Annotated in this window: 17 protein-coding genes, 4 tRNA genes and 1 pseudogene; 4 read left to right on the forward strand and 18 right to left on the reverse strand. The window is 40.1% G+C overall.

Annotated elements, in window-relative coordinates; genetic code table 11:
• Positions 1–13: 13 nt before the first annotated feature.
• From CQA40_RS05945 to CQA40_RS05995, 10 genes are all read right to left on the reverse strand, one after another.
• On the reverse strand, positions 14–1225 hold the full coding sequence (locus tag CQA40_RS05945; RefSeq protein ID WP_115519997.1) for an amidohydrolase family protein: 1212 nt from the start codon (positions 1223–1225) through the stop codon (positions 14–16).
• Positions 1226–1247: 22 nt separating this feature from the next.
• Entirely contained in the window at positions 1248–2216 is a 969-nt protein-coding gene (locus CQA40_RS11805) for a cytochrome c biogenesis CcdA family protein (RefSeq protein WP_115519998.1), read from the reverse strand.
• Positions 2217–2531: 315 nt separating this feature from the next.
• The gene (locus CQA40_RS05955) at positions 2532–3461 is read right to left on the reverse strand and encodes a hypothetical protein (protein ID WP_023928592.1); all 930 of its coding nucleotides are present in this window, start codon (positions 3459–3461) and stop codon (positions 2532–2534) included.
• 80 nt (positions 3462–3541) lie between these two features.
• A complete protein-coding gene (locus CQA40_RS05960; protein ID WP_115519999.1) occupies positions 3542–4462 on the reverse strand; it encodes a hypothetical protein in 921 nt (306 codons plus the stop codon).
• 18 nt (positions 4463–4480) lie between these two features.
• Positions 4481–6427 (reverse strand): penicillin-binding protein 2, encoded by a 1947-nt coding sequence (locus CQA40_RS05965; protein ID WP_115520000.1) that lies wholly within the window; start codon positions 6425–6427, stop codon positions 4481–4483.
• A gap of 77 nt (positions 6428–6504) precedes the next feature.
• A complete protein-coding gene (gene fliE / locus CQA40_RS05970) occupies positions 6505–6807 on the reverse strand; it encodes a flagellar hook-basal body complex protein FliE (protein WP_115520001.1) in 303 nt (100 codons plus the stop codon).
• A 60-nt stretch (positions 6808–6867) separates the two neighbouring features.
• Entirely contained in the window at positions 6868–7362 is a 495-nt protein-coding gene (flgC, locus tag CQA40_RS05975; protein WP_023928588.1) for a flagellar basal body rod protein FlgC, read from the reverse strand.
• Positions 7363–7396: 34 nt separating this feature from the next.
• Positions 7397–7846 carry a flagellar basal body rod protein FlgB gene (gene flgB / locus CQA40_RS05980; RefSeq protein WP_023928587.1) on the reverse strand — a complete coding sequence of 150 codons (450 nt, stop codon included), beginning with the start codon at positions 7844–7846 and terminating at the stop codon, positions 7397–7399.
• A gap of 308 nt (positions 7847–8154) precedes the next feature.
• Positions 8155–9069 carry a hypothetical protein gene (locus tag CQA40_RS05990; protein WP_115520003.1) on the reverse strand — a complete coding sequence of 305 codons (915 nt, stop codon included), beginning with the start codon at positions 9067–9069 and terminating at the stop codon, positions 8155–8157.
• 184 nt (positions 9070–9253) lie between these two features.
• Positions 9254–11245, reverse strand: coding sequence for a methyl-accepting chemotaxis protein (locus tag CQA40_RS05995; RefSeq protein ID WP_181882855.1), 1992 nt, complete (start codon positions 11243–11245; stop codon positions 9254–9256).
• Between the two features lie 157 nt (positions 11246–11402).
• Here CQA40_RS05995 and pyrH point away from each other — a divergent pair, with 157 nt between their 5' ends.
• On the forward strand, positions 11403–12170 hold the full coding sequence (gene pyrH, locus CQA40_RS06000; protein WP_023928582.1) for a UMP kinase: 768 nt from the start codon (positions 11403–11405) through the stop codon (positions 12168–12170).
• Between the two features lie 196 nt (positions 12171–12366).
• On the opposite strand, the gene CQA40_RS06005 is transcribed toward pyrH, so the two are convergent.
• The 4 genes from CQA40_RS06005 to CQA40_RS06020 all read right to left on the reverse strand — a co-directional run bounded on the left by CQA40_RS06005 (position 12367) and on the right by CQA40_RS06020 (position 12989).
• Positions 12367–12454 (reverse strand) — tRNA-Ser (locus tag CQA40_RS06005).
• A 77-nt stretch (positions 12455–12531) separates the two neighbouring features.
• Positions 12532–12606 (reverse strand) — tRNA-Cys (locus CQA40_RS06010).
• Between the two features lie 151 nt (positions 12607–12757).
• Positions 12758–12844, reverse strand: a tRNA-Leu gene (locus CQA40_RS06015).
• A gap of 70 nt (positions 12845–12914) precedes the next feature.
• A tRNA-Gly gene (locus CQA40_RS06020) sits at positions 12915–12989 on the reverse strand.
• 238 nt (positions 12990–13227) lie between these two features.
• Here CQA40_RS06020 and CQA40_RS06025 point away from each other — a divergent pair.
• The 3 genes and pseudogenes from CQA40_RS06025 to CQA40_RS06035 all read left to right on the forward strand — a co-directional run.
• Positions 13228–14337 (forward strand): annotated as a pseudogene (locus tag CQA40_RS06025) (succinyldiaminopimelate transaminase); the annotation flags it as partial.
• Between the two features lie 51 nt (positions 14338–14388).
• Entirely contained in the window at positions 14389–15849 is a 1461-nt protein-coding gene (gene murC, locus CQA40_RS06030; protein ID WP_258864483.1) for a UDP-N-acetylmuramate--L-alanine ligase, read from the forward strand.
• Between the two features lie 35 nt (positions 15850–15884).
• On the forward strand, positions 15885–16301 hold the full coding sequence (locus CQA40_RS06035) for a hypothetical protein (protein WP_115520005.1): 417 nt from the start codon (positions 15885–15887) through the stop codon (positions 16299–16301).
• Positions 16302–16374: 73 nt separating this feature from the next.
• Here the strand turns inward: CQA40_RS06035 and CQA40_RS06040 are convergent, their stop codons facing one another.
• The 4 genes from CQA40_RS06040 to CQA40_RS06055 all read right to left on the reverse strand — a co-directional run bounded on the left by CQA40_RS06040 (position 16375) and on the right by CQA40_RS06055 (position 20718).
• The gene (locus tag CQA40_RS06040) at positions 16375–17310 is read right to left on the reverse strand and encodes a YafY family protein (protein WP_115520006.1); all 936 of its coding nucleotides are present in this window, start codon (positions 17308–17310) and stop codon (positions 16375–16377) included.
• Positions 17311–17417: 107 nt separating this feature from the next.
• Positions 17418–18644 (reverse strand): PD-(D/E)XK nuclease family protein, encoded by a 1227-nt coding sequence (locus CQA40_RS06045; protein WP_115520007.1) that lies wholly within the window; start codon positions 18642–18644, stop codon positions 17418–17420.
• 131 nt (positions 18645–18775) lie between these two features.
• Entirely contained in the window at positions 18776–19705 is a 930-nt protein-coding gene (locus CQA40_RS06050; protein WP_115520008.1) for a metallophosphoesterase, read from the reverse strand.
• Between the two features lie 122 nt (positions 19706–19827).
• Positions 19828–20718, reverse strand: coding sequence for a BspA family leucine-rich repeat surface protein (locus CQA40_RS06055; protein WP_115520009.1), 891 nt, complete (start codon positions 20716–20718; stop codon positions 19828–19830).
• Positions 20719–20732: the final 14 nt, after the last annotated feature.

Here is a 20732-nt window from a genome sequence, read left to right on the forward strand (position 1 = left end):
TTCTGCAAGCATTCTATAATCGCACTTCGCCCTCGATAATTGTATGCAAGACTTTGGAGTGTAAGCACTCTCCGTGATATGGACTAAAGCTATCATTTACTTCTGTTTTTGCTTGCAAATCTACGATGATAATGTCAGCGTCTTTTTGCGGCGTAATTTCGCCTTTGTTTAGAGAGAAGCATTTGGCTTGAGCGTATGAAGTCATCTGGCTAAAACGAGATAGGCTTATAATCCCCTGCTTGACAAGCTGGCTAAATCCAAGTGGGAAGTAAAATCCAAATGCGTTTATGCCAAAGCTGGCGTTTTCAAATACTTGGTCTTTTAGCGAGTTGTAAGAATCACTCTGTAAGCAAGTAAGCATATCTATGCGAGAATCTAAGCAATCACGCAAAAAGTCGCGCTCCTCCTCACTCACAAGCGGAGGAAGTAGCTTGAAGCGCGTATCGTAGTCCTTTATGTCATCGTGGGTAAAAATAAGGTGATGGATAGGAGTTTGGGCTAAAATCTCTGCTCCCATAGCTTTGAATGTTTCTATGATTTTTAGGCTTTGGGGGTGGGTTATGGCATCAAAAATCCATTTTGTCTCGCTAAATCGCGACATTTCGCTAAGTCTAGCAACTTCCATAGTTTGCGATATGGAGGGGATAGATGGCAAGCCTAGAGTAGAGCTTATCTCGCTTTGGCTTATCACGCCATCACAAAGGCTTGGTTCTTGTGCTGTGGCGATGATGGGGACATTTAGCATTTTTGCGTATTGGGCGACTTTGTGCAAGGCATAGCCTGATATGTCTGGGCTATGCAGATAGATAGCGCGGGCACCTGTGCTTATGAGAGATGCGATTTGGGTTAGGCTATCATCTTTTGTCGCTAGTATGCTAGAAAAAAAATGCACGCTTAGCGCGGAATCTAGGCTTGATACAATCTCAATAATCGCTTCTGAATCAATGCTGGGGCTACTATCTGGACGCAAAAGCACACTTCCTACACCACCTTGCAAAGCCTTTTGGCTTAGGGATTGTAGCGTCTTGCGACAAAGGGATTTGTTTTTGGGATAGGATATGTCAATGAGTGCTGGTAGTATAAATTTATCTGTGCAATCTAGCACTTCCTCGCCCTCTTTTGGACTAAGGCTAGGGGCGACTTCTTTGATAAGGGTGCTTTCTATACGGACATCGGCTTTTCTTTCTTGGCTATAATCGCAAATTGTCCCGTTTTTTAGTAGCATTTTTTTCCTTTGCAAATAGATTTTAGGCTTTGGCTATCCACTCGCTTATTTTACCCAAATATAAGCTAAAATCCCCGCTAATCATAAATGAGCCCACACAAACAAGCAAAATCCCCGATAGAATCTCTACCTTGCGCAAATGTGGCTTGAATCTATCAATAAGCTCAAACCCTCTCTCTAGTGCAAATGCAAGCACCAAAAAAGGCAGGGCAAAACCTAGCGCATATAGGCATAGCAGGGCAAATCCTTGCGTGCTAGTGCTAGCCATAAGCGCGATAGCCCCAAAAATCGGTCCCGTGCAAGGACTCCACCCTAGCGCAAAGCTCACTCCTAGCACGAAAGGAGCTAGAATCTTTAGAGCTGGGTGAGTGGCTTTTAGTTGAAATTTTTTGCTTGCGTAGAGCCACTTGAGATGAAAAACACCCAAAAAATGCAATCCGAAAATAAGCACAACAACACCTGCCAAAATCTCTAACAAAGTAGAATCTAGCACAAAAAACACAGAACGCAAGGCAACACCTGCTAGGATAAATACAAGCGAAAAACCTAGCACAAAAGCAAATGAGCGAGCAAAAATCATATAGCGAATGTTGGATAGGTAAGGGGGTTTTGGATTTTGGGAAGGGTATTTTTGTGTGGTGGATTTTTGTGTAGTGGATTTTATGGGGGTTAGGGAGGGGTTGTTTTGGGTATTGCTTTGCGCGGAATGTGTGGAGGGTTTTGTATGAGATTGTGTGGGGATTTGTGGATTTGTTTGTGATAAGTCATTTATGATGGAATCTTGCTTGGCAAAAATTTTAGAATCTTTTGTGCTATCGCTCGTGCTACCACTAAGCTCTGCTAGAGAAATACCTGAAATATACGCCATATAAAGTGGCACAAGCGGCAAAGTGCAAGGAGAGAGAAAAGAAAGTAAGCCAGCAAAAAATGCCACAAAAAAAGGTGTGATTGTCGCACCACCATAAAAATACTCTAATAACGCCTGCTCCATTTGGTGTGCCTTTTGCGTAAAAATCCGCTCAAAAATTATTCAAAATCATATTTTTGGTATATTTGTGTAGTTTTGCTATTAAGATTTTGTAGTTTAAAAAGCGCAAAAATTTAATCTAGCCCACATAATAATCTACATACTAATTCCGCGCGCAAATCCATACACCAATCCACACAAAAATCCCTAAAACTATGCTAGCCTTTAGCCACGCATAGTTTTCGTCTATTTTTGTCCGTGTGCAATGTGCCACAGACAACACATTGCACACAGCATACTAAAAAGCGAAATAAAACTACTTAGGTTTTATAACCCCTGCTAGTTGCTACTTGATGAAGTGGTGGTTACTTGTGCTTTTTGGGCTGCTTCTTGCTTAGCGGCGGCTTCTTTTTGGGCTTTTTCAGCTTCTTGCTTTTGTTTTAGCATTCGCTCTAGCTTTTCTTTTTGCTCTATACTCTTTACCATATAGCAGCTTGAGCCGTCTTTTAGCTCACAACCTCGCTTCCAAAATCCCTTTGCTTTGCCATCTTTATCCTCTTGATATAGCATTTGGATAGTGTTTGCAGCTAGTAGGCAATAAAATCCCATTCCGTGATTGCACCCCAAAGCTGCTTGTTTGATAGCTTTGTTGGCATATCGTTTGTAGAGTTCTGGCTCTTCGTTTTTTAGGTATTTTGCTGCATATCTTGCGCAAGAAAGAGGGTCATTTAGCTGGCAACCTTTGTCGTATAGGGCTTGCTCAATGACATCTGCGTATTCAACTTCTTCTTTTACGACTAGCTCGGCTAGAGTAGCACAGCTAGCCCCGCTTCTAATCGTAGGCTTTGGCGCAAGACAATCGTGCTTTAGCTTCTCTGCTGCGATTTCGGTGTCTTCTTCTTCGTTGCTATTGTCATCAAACTCTACAAGCAAGTAGCACGCAGTGCCAAGCCCGCGATTGCAAGATTCATTTAGCATTTGAGTGGCTTTTGCATAGTCATCATTTGTAACGACTTCATAGTAAGCATTGGCATATAGCTGCATAAGCTGTCTAAACTCTTCCCTAGACTCATCGCTAAATTGCGCGCCAAAGACATTTGGATTGATTCTTTTGACTTTGGTTTGGGAAGTGGCTAATTTATTATTTGGCTGAAAAAGAGCACACCCGCTTAGATTTAGCGCGATAAATGCACCAAATGCAAAAAGCGCAAGCTGCTTTAGAGCTACTACTAATCGTTGTTTTGATAGGGTATTAAATGCTTGTGTCATTGCCTACTCCTCGCTTAAGGAAATATAATTACGCAACATTGTATAGCAAAAAAACTAATCACAATGCAAAAAATACAAAACTACCGCTTGATGATATAAGGCACACCTTGCAATCCTGCCCCTCCAAGCTCTTGGGCAATATTCATCGCCTTATCGGCGTTTATGTTATTGCTAGGTTTGTAGCTTGACTCAAATGCTTTTTTTAGGTAGGAAATCTTGCTTTCTTGGGTTTTTTGCTCATCTAGCTTGGTATAGAAAGTAGCGGCTTTTTTGGTGGATTCTAGGCTTAGCGCACCTGCGATTAGGATATGCAAATCCCCGCTTGCTAAGTAGCTATCGATTTTTTGTAGCTCTTGCTTGCAGTAGGGACAATTCGTATCTAGCACAAGGTAGGTTATGGATTTTTTAGAATCACTTTTTGCCTTGCCCTCAAGCCTTAGCACAGAGTTTGGGTATTTTTGAAATATCGCTATGACTGCATCTTCTCTAGCTTTTTCGTTAAACTCTTGGACTTTTTTGGTGGTGGATTCTAGAGTATTTTTAAGTGTGGTGTTTTTGGTGATTAGTGCTTCTTGGGAGAGTATCATCAGTGTCTTTCCGTCACTGCTAGCAAAAAACGGAATTTGAAAATTATCTTTTTGAACGATAACAAACCAAAATCCATTTATCCCAGATTCTTGCGTGCTGATGATTTTTGCATTGGTAATCTCGCTAGATTTTAGTGTGTCAATTAGTGAGGTGGTGTTTAGCATCTCTTTGGCGTGCAAAGCTATGGGGATAAGCACAAAAAGGCTCAAAAACAGCACATACGCAAGTGCGCGTTTTTTTTGCGATTTTTTTGCTAGAAATATAAGCGGGGTAAATGGTGTGATATTTCGGGCGCAAAAACGCACAAAAGAACGAAATCTAGCAAACAAAGCACCTAGCGCGTCAAATGCGCCAAAAGCTTTAATGTTTTTAGATGAATGTTTGTGATATGGTCGAATATATTGAAATTTCATCAAATTCTCCTTAAATTTTTAGCGTTTTTTCGTTTTTGTTTGCAAGTAACCTTGCTCAATGAGTATATCGACTATCTTTTTAAACACAGGGGCAGAATTTTGACTACCATAGTAGTGCTGTCCAGACGCACCAAAGGTAACAACGCCGATGACAAAGGTATTTTGCGCATCTTTTACAAAACCAAAAAATGAGCCATTGTGTTTTTGCCCATATCCACCACTTTGGGCGATTTCTCTAGCTGTGCCTGTTTTGCCCCCTGTGATGATTCCAGCTTGCTCGACTTTGGCGGCTTTGCCCGTGCCTGATTCTACGACTTTGATTAGCAGGCTTTGCATTTTTTTGGCAGTGGCTTCAGAGATAGCTTGTGTGGGCTTAGCTGTCCTTGTGGTTGGGATATAGATTTTGCCATCGGGGGCTATGTAGCTTTGTGTGATATGTGGCGTTACTAGATAGCCACCATTTGCAAAAACCCCATAAGCTCGCAAAAGCTGCATAAATGTTACCCGCGCTACATAGCCAAAAGATACGGATTTTTTGGTAGTGCCAGAGGATTTGGATAGCTCTTTGACAGAGGGAACGATACCATCTCGCTCATAGGGCAAGTCAATCCCTGTAAGCGAGCCTAGCCCAAAAGAGCGCAACCCGTCATAAAATTCCTGCCCATTTAGTCGGTTTGATAGCAAAATCATACCCACATTGCTTGAGTGCAAAAGCACATCTTCTATGGTTGGATTTTGGGGCATTATGGTGTCATCTGTAATAGTGTGCTTGCCTAGCATATAATATCCATTGCCCAAGTCTATCGGGCTTAGCGGATTTATTAGCTTTTTTTCTAGTAGCATTGCATAAATGATAGGCTTTATGGTGCTTCCGGGCTCAAATGATTCTGCTATGGCGCGGATTTTTAGGTGTGGTTTGTCCTGCTCTCTTATCGCGTTTGGGTTAAATCGATTTGTTGTAGCGATAGCCAAAATCTGCCCGTTTTTTGGGTTTAGAATCGCTGCGATGATTTCTTGGGATTGATATTCTTTTTTGGCACTATCTAGTAGCTCTTCTAGTTTTTGCTGTAAGCTAAAAGGAATCCCAAGCCTAACGCTAAATCCGTCCTCCCTGCTTGTAGAATGTGCTTGCTTGGTTTGGATAATATTAAACCCAATGTCTCGCTTGCCTACGACTTCACCGTTTTGCTTTTGCCTTAGGATTTTTTCACGCGAATTTTCTATGCCATCAACCCCTATTGGCATAGTAAGCCTGCCAATCTCGCTTTTGGTTACATAGCCGATAAATGGCTCAAGCATATCGTTGTATGGATATTCCCTGCTTACTCCACTTACCTCCACACTAAGCCCCATTTTGCCTATCACCCTACCCTTTTCATCGACATATTCACGGAATACATCATAAGCCAAAAGTTTTGCGTTTAGTGCCCGCAGATTTGCAGCGACATTTGGCGAGATTTTATAAGATAAGATTTGGTATTTTGGGTTTTTTAGCTTCTCTATGATAGTGTAGCGTGGCACACCACTATAAATCTCCAAAAGCGTGATAAAAAGCTCTTTTTTGTTTGGGTCTATGGAGCGGGGGTTAAACCCTAGTTTGTAAAGTTTGTTACTCCTTGCAAGAGAGTATCCCTCATCATCTCGGTAGGTTTTTGCTGTGTAGATATTGCCCCGCACAGCGACATCTTCTTTTGCTACGATTAGAGTTGGCATTTTGGATTCTCTAGGCAATGCGACTTTTGAATACACGCTAAAAAGAAAAATAACTGCACTTAGCACAAACACCAAAAAAATCGCTAAGATTCTGCGAGACTTGGCGATTCCTATGCCGTTTTTTTGGAATCTTTTTAGTCGATTTTTGGGGGGTAGATTTTGGGGAGATTGCCCTAGGGTAGAATCGTATTTTTGAGAGTTTTTATTTCCATAATTGCTTGGATTTTGTGGGAGATATTTGGGGATAGGCATAGCGACTAGATTTTAGGCTTATGAGGATTTGCTTAGTTTAAGATTCTAGTCGCACGACTTATAGCTCTAGAAACGAACTATACTTGCGTTCTTAGGATTTCTTTATACGCGCTTAGGGCTTTGTTGCGCACTTCAAGCATTAGCTTCATACTTGTTTCGGCTTTGCCTATGGTTATGGCGGCTTGGTGCAAGTCTTTTAGCTGTCCGCTTGCCATATCAGCTAGGGCTTTGTCCGAGCTTTCTTGGACTTGGTTTAGCTCATCTATGGATTTTTTTAGTAGTTTGGTAAATTCGCCATTGTCATTTGTGGCTTGGGTGGGTGTGATATTTAGCTTTGGGTTTATAGGGTTTGATAAACCAACCTTTTTTATGTCGTCCATTTTGATACTCCTTACTTGCAAAACTTCTATAAATCCTAAACAAAACTAATTTAAGCTAAACTACACTTGCATCATCATTATGGCATTTCCTGCCATTGTCTTAGCACTTTGAAACGCTGCGACATTTGCTTGATATGCCCTAGTAGCTTCGATTAAATCTGCCATTTCGACAACGGGATTGATATTTGGATATGCGACATAGCCCTCCGAATTTGCATCAGGGTGGCTAGGCTCGTATTTCATAATAGGACTCCTATCATCACGCACGATTTTGTCGATATACACGCCCATTATAGCAGGTTTTGGTAATTTTCCCAAATCCCCCTCGTTAAGCGGGTCTTCATACTCTGCTTCATCACTCTCTTTACTTAATCGTTCATTTAGGGCTTTATTAAAATCAAAAGCGCGAAAAGACACCATTTGCCTACGATATGGTCCTCCCTCATCGGTGCGCGTGGTGTTGGCATTGGCGATATTAGAAGATATGAGATTGGCGCGGATTCTTTGTGCTGAAAGTCCATAGCCACTAATGTCAAATGAGTTAAAAAAATTCATCTTTGCTCCTTAATGAGGTTGCTTTTTAAAAATCTTAAGAGATATTTTTGCCCGCTTCAATAGCGTAGTTTAGGATACCTTTGTGCTTTTTTAGGGCGACGGTTAGCCCTTGATAGACTACGGAGTTTTTGCCCATCTCGCTTGTTTCTATGTCTAAATCCACGCTATTGCCGTCATTTCTAGCCAAATGCCCATCGCGGAAAAACAAATCTGGCTTGTGTTCAAACTTCGCTGTGCGAGAGGATTCTAGGCTTAAATGCCCTTTGTTGCTTTGTGCTAGCTGAAGCTGCCTTGATGGCTTTTTATACAAAATCTCATCTTGTCGCAAGGCTAGAGCTTGGGTAAATTCTATATCGCGCGGGCGATAGTATGGGGTGTTTTGATTGGCGATATTTCCCGCGATTAAATCCTGCCTTAGCGAGCGATAATCAAGGGCTTTGTGCGCTAGTGGATAGACTTTAGATTCTACCGCAAAAGAAATCATTGCATTCTCCTTAACTAAGTCTTTTAAGCCTTGTTTGGCGTGTTTTGCGTGATTTTGTGTTTGTGCTTATCTGCTTGTGGATAAAAGCAAAAGATATTCCAAATAATGCCAAAAAATAATTGCGTGAAGTTGATTTTGGGAAGTTGATTTATGAAAATTTTAAAAGGTTGATTGCATAAATTTGGTGTAAGGTTATTGTTTGGAAGTAAATATTTGGCAGATTCTAGCTTTTTAAGCAACGCTCAAAAAAGCTAGAATCTTTCTACAAGATAGAATCACAAAAAGGTGAAAAAAGTAAAATCTACCTGCTAGAATTTATACGCATAGCCTAGCATAAAGGAATTATAAGCTATCAGACTATATGAAGCCCTATTTGTGGAGGTTGGCTGATAGTCTGAATTGAAATATTGATACTTGTATGTGGCAAACACCATATGTTTGGCGTTGTAATAGTAATGGAATCCTGTGCTAAAGAGATAATTAAACTTTGTTGTGGTTGTCAAATCATCTTCTATACTAGCGTTATTGCCAAGCCCATTAACCTTAAGACTACCAAAAAAAGTGCTTCCGCCCAAGCCTATGGGAGCAAAATGCCAGCCAAGTGTATGCTCACCCATATTTAAAAAATCCCACAAAAATTGCGCCTCTACACCGTATTGTATAGCGTGTGAGCTAATTGAGAATTTGGCATTATTTCGATACCCCCAATACCACCAATCCGAAAAGCTTGTATTGTAGTTTGTATAGCCGATATGTCCGCGCACTCTCACACCAAAATGAAACCACGGTCTATCATAGAAATACCACTGATACCCACCAAACACATTGATGGGGAAAGTCGAATGTGTGCTTGAGCCAGAGTAGCTAAAGCCAGAGGGATAAGTATTGGCATAAGAATACGCACTTCCTATACCAAATTCCCCGCCGACAAAGCCACCTGTTTTTGGCTTTTTGATTCCTACTTTGTATGGGTCGCTATTTTTTGTGCTATCAGCACGCGCTACACCACCAAACAATGAAAAAGCCAAAATAAAAGCCAAAGTTGAAAGCTGACAAAAGCGAGAAAAAGAATGCAGTGAAAAGAGAGAATGTGTAAAGTGAGGAGTGCAACTATGCCAAGCTGTGTTTTGCTTATGCCTTACGCGTGCTAAATGAGAGAGAGAGAGAGAGATTTGCTCAGAAGCCTTGCACGAATTTTGGTGCTGATTTAGAAGTAATGCCATTAAATGCTCCTTAAATGTTAGATTTTATCCGCTTAAGCAAACTTTGCAAATAAACTTTGCAAATTTTAAGTTTGCAAACGAACTTCGCAATTTTAACAAAAAAAAAAAAAAACGCTCGCAAAAATCAAAAATACTTTGCTAAAACTTCGCGCAAAAACTAATAAAATCCAAAAATCCACAAAAGCTAGATTTTGAATTCACAAGTCGCGCTATTTAGCTCATTTGTCTTGCTTATAATCTCTTTTGAGGCTTTTTGCATTTGGATATTTATATCTGCTAGCTCTTTTATGTATGAATTTATCTTATCTCCATTGGCTATTAGCGCAGAGACATTGTCATTTACTAGGTTTGCCATAGAGGAGGATTCTAGGGATTTTTCTAGGGTGTCATTTATCGCTTCCTCTAGGGTGTTGATATTGCCCTGCATATCTTGCGAGCCTTTTACTAGCTCTTGCATAGATTCTAGGCTTTCTTCCATTTGGGTGTTTATCTCATCGACTGATTGGAGAATACTTTTTATGATGACACTTGTTTCATTTACGCTTCTTTGAGTGCGCTCTGCGAGCTTGCGCACCTCATCAGCGACAACGGCAAATCCCCTGCCGTGCTCGCCCGCACGCGCTGCTTCGATAGCGGCATTAAGCGCAAGTAGGTTTGTCTGCTCGGCTATGTCTGTTATCATAGAAAGCACGGCTTGTATGTTTTGGGCTTCTTTTGCTAGATGCTCGATTTTTGTGGCATTGTCCCGCTCTTTTTCCATTGATTGTTGCACTTGGGTGTTGATTTTGGTAGTTATGTCTTTGGTAGATTTTGCGTTTTTTATGGCGTTTTCTAGCTCGTTTTTGGTGGCTTTTAGTATGGCGATATTTTCATCAAGCGTTTGGTTGCTTTTTTGTCCTAGCTCGGTGTTTTCTTCGCTTATGGATTGTATCTTTGCCGAGCTAGAATCAAGCCTCCTAGATACGCCCTCCAAAGTTTGGACGGCGTTTTTGTTGCTATTTATCGCTGCTTGAAGTCCTACAAAGATTTTATGGATAAAGCCCAAAAACGCATTTACAGATTTTGCCATTTGCCCCACGCCATCTTGGCTTTTTACTTCTATGGTTTCATTTAGGGCTTTGTGACTTGTGATAAAATCTAGCTTGGTATTTACCGCGCTAAGATTGTCTAGTATGTTTTTGGTCACAAACACGCATAGCAATATACTGATGATAAAAGCAAAGCCATCAAGCAAAAGCACCGCCCAAAATCCAACCTGCTGTGAGGATATTTCTTGGCTTAGTATGTTTTTGATATTTAGCGTGATTTTGTCCTCTACATCTTTTAGTATGTCTATCTTCGTGGTGATAGTATCCCACCATACTTTTGCCTCCACTCCATAGTCGCCACTTTTGTGGTGGGACTTGATAGATTCTCGTATGGATTGCACTTGCTTGAAGCTAGGTTGTTCTCTAGCTTTGTCATAGATAGCCCTATCTTTGCTATCACCAAAATCCAAAAACGCCTTTTCATAGACTTCTTGCTTTGTTAGTAGGCTTACAAAAGTATCATATTGTGCATCGCTTGCAGGGGAATTTGAGCTTAGCATTGCATTGCCTGTGGCACGCTCTAGCCCTGCACTTTCTTTGGCATACAAGAAATTTGTGTAGCTAAACATTAGTCGCAATATGTGAGAATCTTTGACAAGGCTTGTAGATTTTGCTATGGCTTCTAAAAGCGTGGAAATCGTCTTGGTGTAGTAGCCGATAGTTTGTGTGATGAGTGGGGAATCGCCTTTAAGCGAGTTATCAGCATTAAGCCTCGTGCTATCAAGCAAATCAAGTGCGTCAAATCCGCCTTTTAAATCAAAGCCTTTTAGCAAATCTTTGGAAGCTATTTTTTTGAGCTCTTTTAGGACAGAATCCGTGCTATTTCTTTGGGATTTTAGCTCGCTAGAAAATTTAGCCCCCTTGCTTGAGAGAAATCCAGCACTTAGCCCGCGCTCTTTTTGTAGCTCGTGGATAAGGTCTGATACTTTGGCTGATATGGCGATTTGAGTGGATAGGGATTTGTTTGCGCTTAGGGAATCTTGGGTGGATTTTAGCTGCATAAGCATAAGCACGATGCAAGCGATTAGTGGCAAAAGAGTTAGGGCTATGATTTTGCTTTTTAGCGTGAAATGGTTTAGAAAGTGCATCCACATACTCCTTGAAATGTTTTGTATGCCGTGGTTTATTATATCTCATTTTTGTGTTTTTTTTTTTTTGTATTTTGTCGTTTTCTTGTGATTGATTGTTTGAGGTTTGCTACAATTACGCCAAATTATGCGACACAAAAACAACAAAGGAAATACAATGCGACAAGATAAGCAAAAAGAACAAGAAAGTATAAAAAAGCAAGACAATGAAGCACCTAGAAATAAGCGCGTGTTAGTGAAGTTTTCAGGCGAGGCATTGGCAGGAGAGAGTGGATTTGGGATTGAGCCTGCTATATTGGGCTATATAGCAGGCGAGATAAAAGAACTGCAAGAAGCAAATATTGAGATTGGAATCGTTATCGGCGGAGGGAATATTATCCGTGGGGTTACCGCTGCGCAAGGTGGAATTATACGGCGCACAAGTGGCGACTATATGGGTATGCTAGCTACTGTGATAAATGCTGTGGCTATGCAAGAAGCACTAGAGCATAGCGGGCTAGATGTGCGCGTGCAAAGCGCAATAGAAATCCAAGAAGTATGCGAGACTTATATCTACCGCAGGGCGATTAGGCATCTAGAAAAGGGACGGGTTGTGATATTTGCCGCAGGGACAGGGAATCCGTTTTTTACCACCGATACGACAGCTACTCTTAGAGCCGTAGAAATCGGTGCGGACTATGTGATAAAAGCCACAAAAGTCGATGGCGTCTATGACAAAGACCCAAAAAAATACAAGGACGCAAAAAAGCTAGATAAAATGAGTTATGATGAAGCATTGGCTGAAAATATCAAGGTAATGGACGACACAGCAATCGCCCTTGCCAAAGACAACAAACTACCAATCGTAGTGTGTAATATGTTTAGAAAAGGAAATCTAGCTGCTATCGTGCGAGATAATGCAGGAATCTGCTCGGTAGTGAAGTAGATTGGCAACCTAGATAGATAAGATAGTGAGATAAAGTCGTTTCACGCTAAGTGTGATGGGAAGTGATTTTAAGTAGTTTTTAGCTTTAAGATTTTTTTGCGTTTTTAGATTTTTTGTTTTTGTATTTTTTTGGATTTTGGTGGGTTTTTGAGGGTTTTATACAAAATCTTAAAAATGTTTTGAAGTTTTTAAGGAGTGGCCGGGAGAGAGGGATTCGAACCCCCGGAGGTGTTACCCTCAACGGTTTTCAAGACCGCCGCTTTCAACCACTCAGCCATCTCCCGAGAAAAAAAAGACAAAGTAAAGAAAGACAATCAAAAAGCTAGTGAAGCAAAAACTTAATAAAATCGCTAATAAAATTTGGAGGCGACACTCGGAGTCGAACCGAGGAATGGAAGCTTTGCAGGCTTCTGCCTTACCACTTGGCTATGTCGCCACCTGCTAAATCCTTATCTAAAATCTTGTGCAAAAGCTCCTAAAAATCTGCAAGAAAACTTAAAAAATACAAAATCTCTTTTAGTATTTTTAGCTCTGTTATTGCGTAGTTTTATTAGCAAGATTTTTGATTTTTTAGGATTTAAGGGTGGTGGTGCCCGGAGTCGGACTTGAACCGACACGGAAGCAATATCCGAGGGATTTTAAGTCCCTTGTGTCTACCATTCCACCACCCGGGCAATTTATCTATAAAGAACTTAAGCAAAAGCTTGCGTATAAAAACTTAAAGTGAAAGCTATCGAAGCGTAATGGAGCGGGAAACGGGGTTCGAACCCGCGACCCCAACCTTGGCAAGGTTGTGCTCTACCACTGAGCTATTCCCGCATATCTGCCGACACAAAATCAAAAAACTACAAACAAAATCCAAAAAATAAAGCTGTAATTTTAGCAATGCTTTATGAAAAAATCAAGACTAAAAGCATATTTTTACGATTTTTGATTACAATATCGCTTTGGCTTTTGCCCTATAAATGTTTTAGAACTTCTCTAATCGTAGATTAAATTTTGGCTTTTTACGCTTTCAGTTATATTTTGTCTTTTTAGATTTTGTAAGGACGCATAAATGCACTTTGAACCATATCCATTTGAGAAGCTAAACAAACTCCTAGAAAACATAACCCCTGCAAAACCCGCTAGAAAACTTACCATTGGCGAGCCACAATTCCCCACCCCCAAACTAATAGAACAAGCCCTCATAGATTTTGCTAGCGAACTGCGCTACTATCCTGCGTCAAAAGGCGAGGATTATCTAAAAGATAGCATTCTAGGCTTTATAAAGCATAGATTTGGTATCACGCTTAAAGCCAAAGAAATGCTCCCCACCTTTGGCACGCGCGAAGTGCTTTTTAATTTCCCTCAATGGCTATTCTCCTCTATAAATGCTCCCGTGCTAGCTCACCCAAATCCGTTTTATCAAATCTATGAGGGCGCGGCGCGTGCAAGTGGCGCAAAAAGCATATATATGAATCTAACCCCTGAAAATGGCTTCAAACCAATGCTTAGTAAAGAACAAATGAAGCTAGCAAATCTTATGATACTAAACTCTCCAAATAACCCCACAGGCGTAGCCCTAAGCCTAGATGAGCTAAAGGGGTGGGTGCAAAACGCACTAGAATATGACTTTGTGCTACTAAATGATGAATGTTATAGCGAAATCTATCAGCACACGCCTCCTAGCTCGATTTTGCAAGCCTCACTAGAAGTAGGCAACACCGAGTTTAAAAACATTTTGGCGATAAATTCTATTTCCAAGCGTTGCTCTGCACCGGGCTTGCGAAGTGGCTTTATTGCAGGGGATAAGTCTATTTTAGAGCCCTACGCGCTTTATCGCACTTATGCAGGGCTAGCTATTCCATTGCCTTTGCAGAGAGCTGCTGCGGTGGCGTGGGGAGAAGAGTCTATAAAAATCGCAGAATCTATCCGCCAAACTTACGCGCAAAATCTAAGCCTAGCCCAAAGCCTTTTCCCAAGCGCAAATGTCGCGCCTTTTAGCTTTTATATGTGGCTATTTGTGGGCGATGATTTGGCTTTCACTACACAGCTTTATGCACAAAGCGGGCTTGTGGTGCTCCCGGGAAGTTTTTTGGGGCGAGAGGGTGCAGGTAGTGGATTTGTGCGCGTAGCATTAGTCTATGAGCCTAGCATTATGCGTGAAATGCTAGAATCTTTGCTAGCGTTTTATGAGACTTATATCCAATCACGCAAGCACAACCTAAAAAGTGCCATAAGTGCAAATCTCGCTTCCCTCCCCCCACTCTCTCAAGCCAAAATCCACTTTATCGGTATCGGTGGCATAGGGATTTCAGGGCTTGCCAAATATCTAAAAGCGCAAGGCAGTATCATCAGCGGAAGCGATATAGCACACTCGCCCACCACGCACTATCTACGCTCACTTGGCTCACATATCACTATCCCACACGACAAAAAAGCCATAAAAGACCAAGACATAGTCATTCACTCCGCAATCATCAAGCAAGACAACCCCGAAATCCTCCAAGCCCAGAAGCGACATATCCCCGTGCTATCTCGCAAGCAAGCCTTAAGCCTAATCCTAGATTCTAAGCGCGTATATAGCGTGTGTGGTGCGCACGGCAAATCAACTACAAGTGCTATGCTAAGTGCGATTTTTAATGAGTATGGAGCGATTATCGGTGCAGAGAGTAAGGAATTTCACTCAAATGTCCGCGAAGTGTCAAGCCAAAGTATCATCTTTGAAGCTGATGAGTCAGACAAAAGTTTCCTAAACTCTAATCCCTACTTTGCTGTGCTACCAAATGCCGAACCAGAGCATTTAGAGACTTACAACCACAATATAGAGGAGCTAAGGGGTGCGTATAGGGAGTTTTTGGGCAAGGCAAAGTTTCGAGTGCTAAATAAAGAAGATGAGTTTTTGGCTTGCTTTTCAAATGATTCTAGTGCCAAAGACTACTTGCCTCATATTGAGCTTTATCCCTCAAAAGACATTAGCGAGATTTCTTATACGCTAAAAAATGACGAACCACATACACGCTTTAAGCTAAAAGATTTGGGGGAATTTGAAGTGTGGGGGTTTGGAGCGCATATCGCCCTAAATGCTTCGCTTGCAATCCTTACCGCGCTAGAATCTAGAGCAAAAGATTTACTAGAACAAGATGACGCGCAAAATCACAACAAATCAAATGAGCAATACTCTGCTAAACTAGATTCTGCGAGCAAGAAAAAAATCCTGCAAGAAATAAGAAAAAATCTAAGCCATTTTTGTGGGATAAAAAAGCGATTTGACATACTATGCAAAGAGCCTTTGACAATCATTGATGATTATGCTCATCACCCTACTGAAATTTTAGCCACGCTTAGTTCGCTAGAAATTTATGCAGATTTGCGAAAAATCAAAGAGATTTGCATCATTTGGCAGCCACACAAATACTCGCGACTTTTTGACAATCTAGAAGCGTTTCAGAATTGCTTTGATAGCAAATACAAACTTGTGATTTTGCCTGTGTGGGCAGCAGGGGAGGAAGTGCGTGAAGTAGACTTTGGCTCACTTTTTTCGCACGCTAGACCTACGCTAGCCACTCGCATAGCCCGCACAAATGAGGGAATCGAAATCTATAATGGCACGCATATCATAGACAAAATCACAAATGGCTTAGTGATAGGGTTTGGCGCGGGGGATATTACCTATCAGCTTCGTGGCGTGAAGTAAATTATCACAAAGAATCAAAGACACAAGGGAATCAAATGATAGAAATCATCTCAATCGCTTTGCTTTACACGCTCTTAGCCGCACTTGGTATGGCGATTTTGCACAATGCTAGCATTTCACTTATCAAAAAGTTTTTTTTGGGACTTATTTGGATTTTGGCACTAGGGTTGTCAGGGTTTTATAACTACCGACAAATCTCGCCAGATAGCAACTTTATGGAGCTTGAGAGGGCGTTCAAAGAAGATAAGACGCTAAATTGTGAAGGATTTTTGGTAAACAAAAGTGATTTTAACCTCATAGGACAGACTTATATGCTTATCGGCAAAAGTGGCTCTCCTACAAGCAATATCATTATTTCGCTAGAAAAATGCACTATCATTGTCCCATCAGAGCATAATGATGAGGAGGAATCCCCCGATGGCTACAAAATCGAAGATATAGAGAGGGATTAGCCAAGTTTAAAACTTTTAATATTGCGCTTAAAATCTTGCTGGAACAAAATCTATAAAAACAAAATCCAAAAATCTATGAAATCTCATCTAAATATTGTGCGATTCTCTCTCTTGCGCTATCTTTTATAGAGTCTGGGCTTAGGACTTTGATATGCGGTATGTAGTAGCAGATAAGAGGGAGGATTTCCATTTCATTTGTGATATTTAGGCATATTTCTAGCGAGCCGTCAGGATATTTGCCAAGTGTCTTTTGCCCTTTTAGTGGCTTTCGCAAAAAATACTTAGCGATTTGCTTGTCGATAAAAAGATGCACAGGATATGGCTCATCAAGGTTAAACCATACATTATTTGCATTTTCTAGCTTTTGCTCGATATTTTGCGTGATTTCAAAATGCGTATTTAAGCGCGTGATTTGGCTTATGTCTTTTAGATAAAATTTTTTGAATATTTTTTGAGCAGGATTTGTGATGTCAAACCCTAGCAAATACCAAAATCCATCAAAAAACGCTAGCTTCAAAGGCTCTAGCCTAAACTCACTAGAGTGAAATACAAAAGAGATTTGCTCCTTTGCGTTTATGACAGATTCTAGCAAGGCAAAGTTTTGTAGCTCTTTTTCGCCCAAAGATTCTGTGCTAAAGTGCGTAAAAATCGGGCTTGCAAACTGCGAGGATATGCTCTCAAGTAGGTTGTGTGCTTTGTGATAGAATATTTCTCCTACGGATTTGGCTAGATTATCTAGCACGGATAGTGTGATTTTTTCTTGGGATTGTAGGCTATCTTTTGCTAGTTTTTCGTCTAGTAGCCAGCCTTTGCCTACTTTTATCGCACCCATTTGGCTAAGGCTATCGTGCAAATCACGCGAAATCGTCTTGGTAGATACGCCACACTCTTTGGCAAGCTGGGTAATACCTATCCTTTGCTTTGCCTTGCTAGCATTTAGCAGTCGCTCATAGATATAGGTTTGGCGTTTGATTTTGTCATTTGCAAAAGGCATTTTTATATTTTTCATTAGCCACCTTGTATCCTTAGTCGCTCCCATTAGTTGCTTTGTGTGAAAATCTAATTTTATAGTTTTTGTGTGATTATTTTCCTTATGATTTTGAGTTTTTTGTTTGTTTATGAATCCATTTGGTAGTCTTTTACCTCTTTTGCAAGTTTGGCAATCTCTTCATTGATTTTATTGACTATTTCATAATTTTTCACAAAATAATCTTTAAAATTTTTGACTTTACAATAATCAAAAGTATATGACACCCAGCCTTTCAACCACCGCCCTTCCAATTTTGTATCAGCATATTGATGTTTGCTTATTTCTTGTGGTAAGTTCCCTTTTTCTTTTGGTAGATTCTCTTCATAAAGCCTAACTCCAAATATTTTACCCCCAGAAATCCTACCTAAAACAAATTTATACCTAAAGAATTGTTTCTCATATAATGTATTAAAAATCTCTAAACGATTTCCTTTTTCTTCTATCTTCCAATCTTTAAATTTCTCATCATCAAACAATTTACACATTTCTTTTTTTACCAGCTCTTGTATGATTTTGTCGGTATTTTTTATAATCTCAAACGCCAATTTAAAATCCTCTGCTTCCTTAAAAAAATCCACTATGCTCATTGTGTTCTCCTTGTTATTTGTGATGATTTGGACTATGTCCTTATACGATTCTAGTGCGTAGTTTAGATTTGCGATATTACCCACGCCACTTTTGCTTTGGCAAGATTCTATCCATTCCAAAATCTTATCCCCATATAAAACCTTTTTGTATCCAACTTTGTTTGTTTTTTCGCCATCTTTGGATTCCAAAAACCAATCATTTTTAGAATCTTGTTTGATTTCCCATAAAAGATTATTATCTTTATTTGTGCGACTACTTTGGTTAGGCTCTCTATCGTGCAATGTCAAAAATATAACAAAAATATTTTCATATTCTACGCCATTGTTATGGATTGTTTCAATAAAAGTTGCGATTTGATTTGGCTGGTCATCTGCGTTAATTTTGTTTTCAATGATGATATGTTTAGTGTCATTGAAAATATACAAATCAATATAGTTAGATTCTTTTCTTACTTGGGCGTTTGTGGTGCTACCAAACCACTCTTTTAACCCCAAAACTTCTAAAAACAATGACAAAAATAAATCATCTTGGTAATGTTTGCCGTTTGTATCAAGTAGTGAGTATATAAATCCGCTGTGCATATTTACTTCATTGTATGGATTTTGCACGGCTTTTAGCGGATTATAGTCGTTATTTCCGCGTTTTTTGCTTTCATTTGCTCTTGCTACATAGTCACCAAATCTGCTAATAAAACTATCAAAATCACTTTTGGTATTTTCACTCATCTTTGTCCCCTAAAAACTAAAATTTCATAGCATTGTATCAAAAAAAAAAAAAAACATTTTTTATAAAAATTTGCCAAGATTTTTAAGAAATTTTGCAAAATCAATGTGGCTAAATCATAGTAAGATTGTATCTAGCCAAACATTGATTTCACTTTATCTTGCTCATCTCGCACACAATAGACTTCATCATACAAACAATGCGCGTTTATTTGCAATCCCAAATTTTCACTAAAATCTAGCGCGTTATCGCCACTTTTAGCCCTATCAGCATTAGCCCTATCCACATTATCCGCACCCTTAGTTTTATCCGCATTTCTAGAATCTAGATTCTCACAATCTGCGTTTTGTATCTCTACGCAAAAGTCAAAATCCCCGTGCCAATGCCCAAAAAACCACTCGATTTTCCCGCTTTGCTTGAGTGCGAGCCTTTGTGCTAAAAGCTCAAGCCACACGCTATTATCATCAGGGACTAGCAATTTAAATTCTAAAAGCAAGTGCTTAGAAATATGCGGCAAGAAGCTATTTGGGCAGGTGTGCGTGATGACTATGTCGATTTTGTCTTTGAAGTTTGCGAGATTTTGCAGGGCATATTTTATCTGTGTGGGCGTGATATTTTCTGCTTCCCACCACGAGATATTTGGCTCTCTAAAGTCCTTATCCACGCTCATCGCCCCACCCATAGTAAAGACATTGCGCCCCGCGATTTGATAAATCTCGCCACGCTTTAGATGATAGGCTTTGTCCTTGATATACTCGCCCACATTGCCACCAAATCGCTTGATAGTGCGGAGATTCTCTAGGCGGTTGAAATTCTCGTGATTGCCATCGATAAACAAAATCGTACAAGGAAGTTTTTTAAACTCTTTAATCAAAATCGCCTCATTTGAATCCACTTCATCGCTCCACAGCACGCCAAAATCCCCGCAGATGATGACAAAATCATCTTTTGTGTAGGATTTGTTGATTGAGAAAATCTTTTCAATATCCATAATCCCGTGCGTATCACCAAACATATAAATCGTGGGGTTGCCAATCGTAGGTTTGCTAGGGGCTGTTTGCATAAGAAGCCTTTGTTGTGAGATATTTGCGCATTTTAAAAGTCCGCGCTAGTAAAACCGCGCTTAAACTCGCGCTAGCTAGAAACTAGATAGAGAATCTCTATATCGGTGCTTATTTGGCTTTTTTAGCTAAGTATTTGTGGCGTTTGTGATAAATTAGCTAAGCCTATTTTAGTGTTTATTTTTAGCCACTTAGGTGGGGATAACTCCATTGCCGAGCCATCAAATGGGCTATCCATAAGTCGCACATTGCCCACATTCCACAAATCCAAATTTTGATTAAAAGATTTTGCGTTATAAAAGATATTATCCATATTCAAAACCTTTGAAGTATCCCAAGAATCTAATGCTTGGTTGAATGACTCTGCGTTTGCAAACATTCTATCCATAGTTTCTACATTGCTTACGCTCCACTTATCTAAGGGCTGATTAAAGCTCTTTGCCCCAGAAAAAACTGCTATCATTTCAGGGACTTTGGAAGTGTCCCATTGATTTAGTGGCTGATTAAACGCAGTGGCATTGCCAAACATACCTTTTATGCTTATCACACTTGAAGTATCCCATTTATCTAGCGGTTGGTTAAATCTTTTTGCTCCGTGAAACATACAAGTCATACTTTCTACTTTGGATACATTCCAAGTGTTTATATTTTGGTTGAAGTTTTGCGCATTACAAAACAAATCACGCATATTTGTAACGCTACTTGTGTCCCACTTGTCTAGTGGCTGATTGAAACTCTCTGCACCCTCAAACATACCAGCCATATTTTTTACATTTGAGACATTCCACTTGTTTATGTTGTGATTGAAATATTTTGCATTTTGAAACATACATTCCATACTAACTACACTACTTGTATCCCACCTCTCAATCCCGCTAAAATCCGTGCGATTTGAATCCTTAAAAAGATAAGCCATATCTGTGATAGCTGAAGTGTCAATGTCGGCTAGATTTAGTGAAAAATCTAGCAGTATTTTTTCTAGCTCATTTCTTGTTTGTGGTGTGTATTTAGCCATAGCAAACTCCTTTG

The sequence above is a fragment of the Helicobacter sp. MIT 01-3238 genome, from assembly GCF_003364135.1.
In the GTDB taxonomy this organism is placed as follows: Bacteria; Campylobacterota; Campylobacteria; order Campylobacterales; family Helicobacteraceae; genus Helicobacter_B.

Coding starts and splice junctions, on each gene's coding strand:
- CQA40_RS05945 (WP_115519997.1), bottom strand. CDS start 1,225: ATGCTACTAAAAAACGGGACAATTTGCGATTATAGCCAAGAAAGAAAA.
- CQA40_RS06055 (WP_115520009.1), bottom strand. CDS start 20,718: ATGGCTAAATACACACCACAAACAAGAAATGAGCTAGAAAAAATACTG.
- CQA40_RS06045 (WP_115520007.1), bottom strand. CDS start 18,644: ATGAGTGAAAATACCAAAAGTGATTTTGATAGTTTTATTAGCAGATTT.
- CQA40_RS06040 (WP_115520006.1), bottom strand. CDS start 17,310: ATGAAAAATATAAAAATGCCTTTTGCAAATGACAAAATCAAACGCCAA.
- flgB (WP_023928587.1), bottom strand. CDS start 7,846: ATGATTTCTTTTGCGGTAGAATCTAAAGTCTATCCACTAGCGCACAAA.
- pyrH (WP_023928582.1), top strand. CDS start 11,403: ATGCGACAAGATAAGCAAAAAGAACAAGAAAGTATAAAAAAGCAAGAC.
- CQA40_RS05955 (WP_023928592.1), bottom strand. CDS start 3,461: ATGACACAAGCATTTAATACCCTATCAAAACAACGATTAGTAGTAGCT.
- CQA40_RS11805 (WP_115519998.1), bottom strand. CDS start 2,216: ATGGAGCAGGCGTTATTAGAGTATTTTTATGGTGGTGCGACAATCACA.
- CQA40_RS05990 (WP_115520003.1), bottom strand. CDS start 9,069: ATGGCATTACTTCTAAATCAGCACCAAAATTCGTGCAAGGCTTCTGAG.
- CQA40_RS06035 (WP_115520005.1), top strand. CDS start 15,885: ATGATAGAAATCATCTCAATCGCTTTGCTTTACACGCTCTTAGCCGCA.
- CQA40_RS05965 (WP_115520000.1), bottom strand. CDS start 6,427: ATGCCTATCCCCAAATATCTCCCACAAAATCCAAGCAATTATGGAAAT.
- CQA40_RS06050 (WP_115520008.1), bottom strand. CDS start 19,705: ATGCAAACAGCCCCTAGCAAACCTACGATTGGCAACCCCACGATTTAT.
- CQA40_RS05995 (WP_181882855.1), bottom strand. CDS start 11,245: ATGCACTTTCTAAACCATTTCACGCTAAAAAGCAAAATCATAGCCCTA.
- fliE (WP_115520001.1), bottom strand. CDS start 6,807: ATGGACGACATAAAAAAGGTTGGTTTATCAAACCCTATAAACCCAAAG.
- flgC (WP_023928588.1), bottom strand. CDS start 7,362: ATGAATTTTTTTAACTCATTTGACATTAGTGGCTATGGACTTTCAGCA.
- CQA40_RS05960 (WP_115519999.1), bottom strand. CDS start 4,462: ATGAAATTTCAATATATTCGACCATATCACAAACATTCATCTAAAAAC.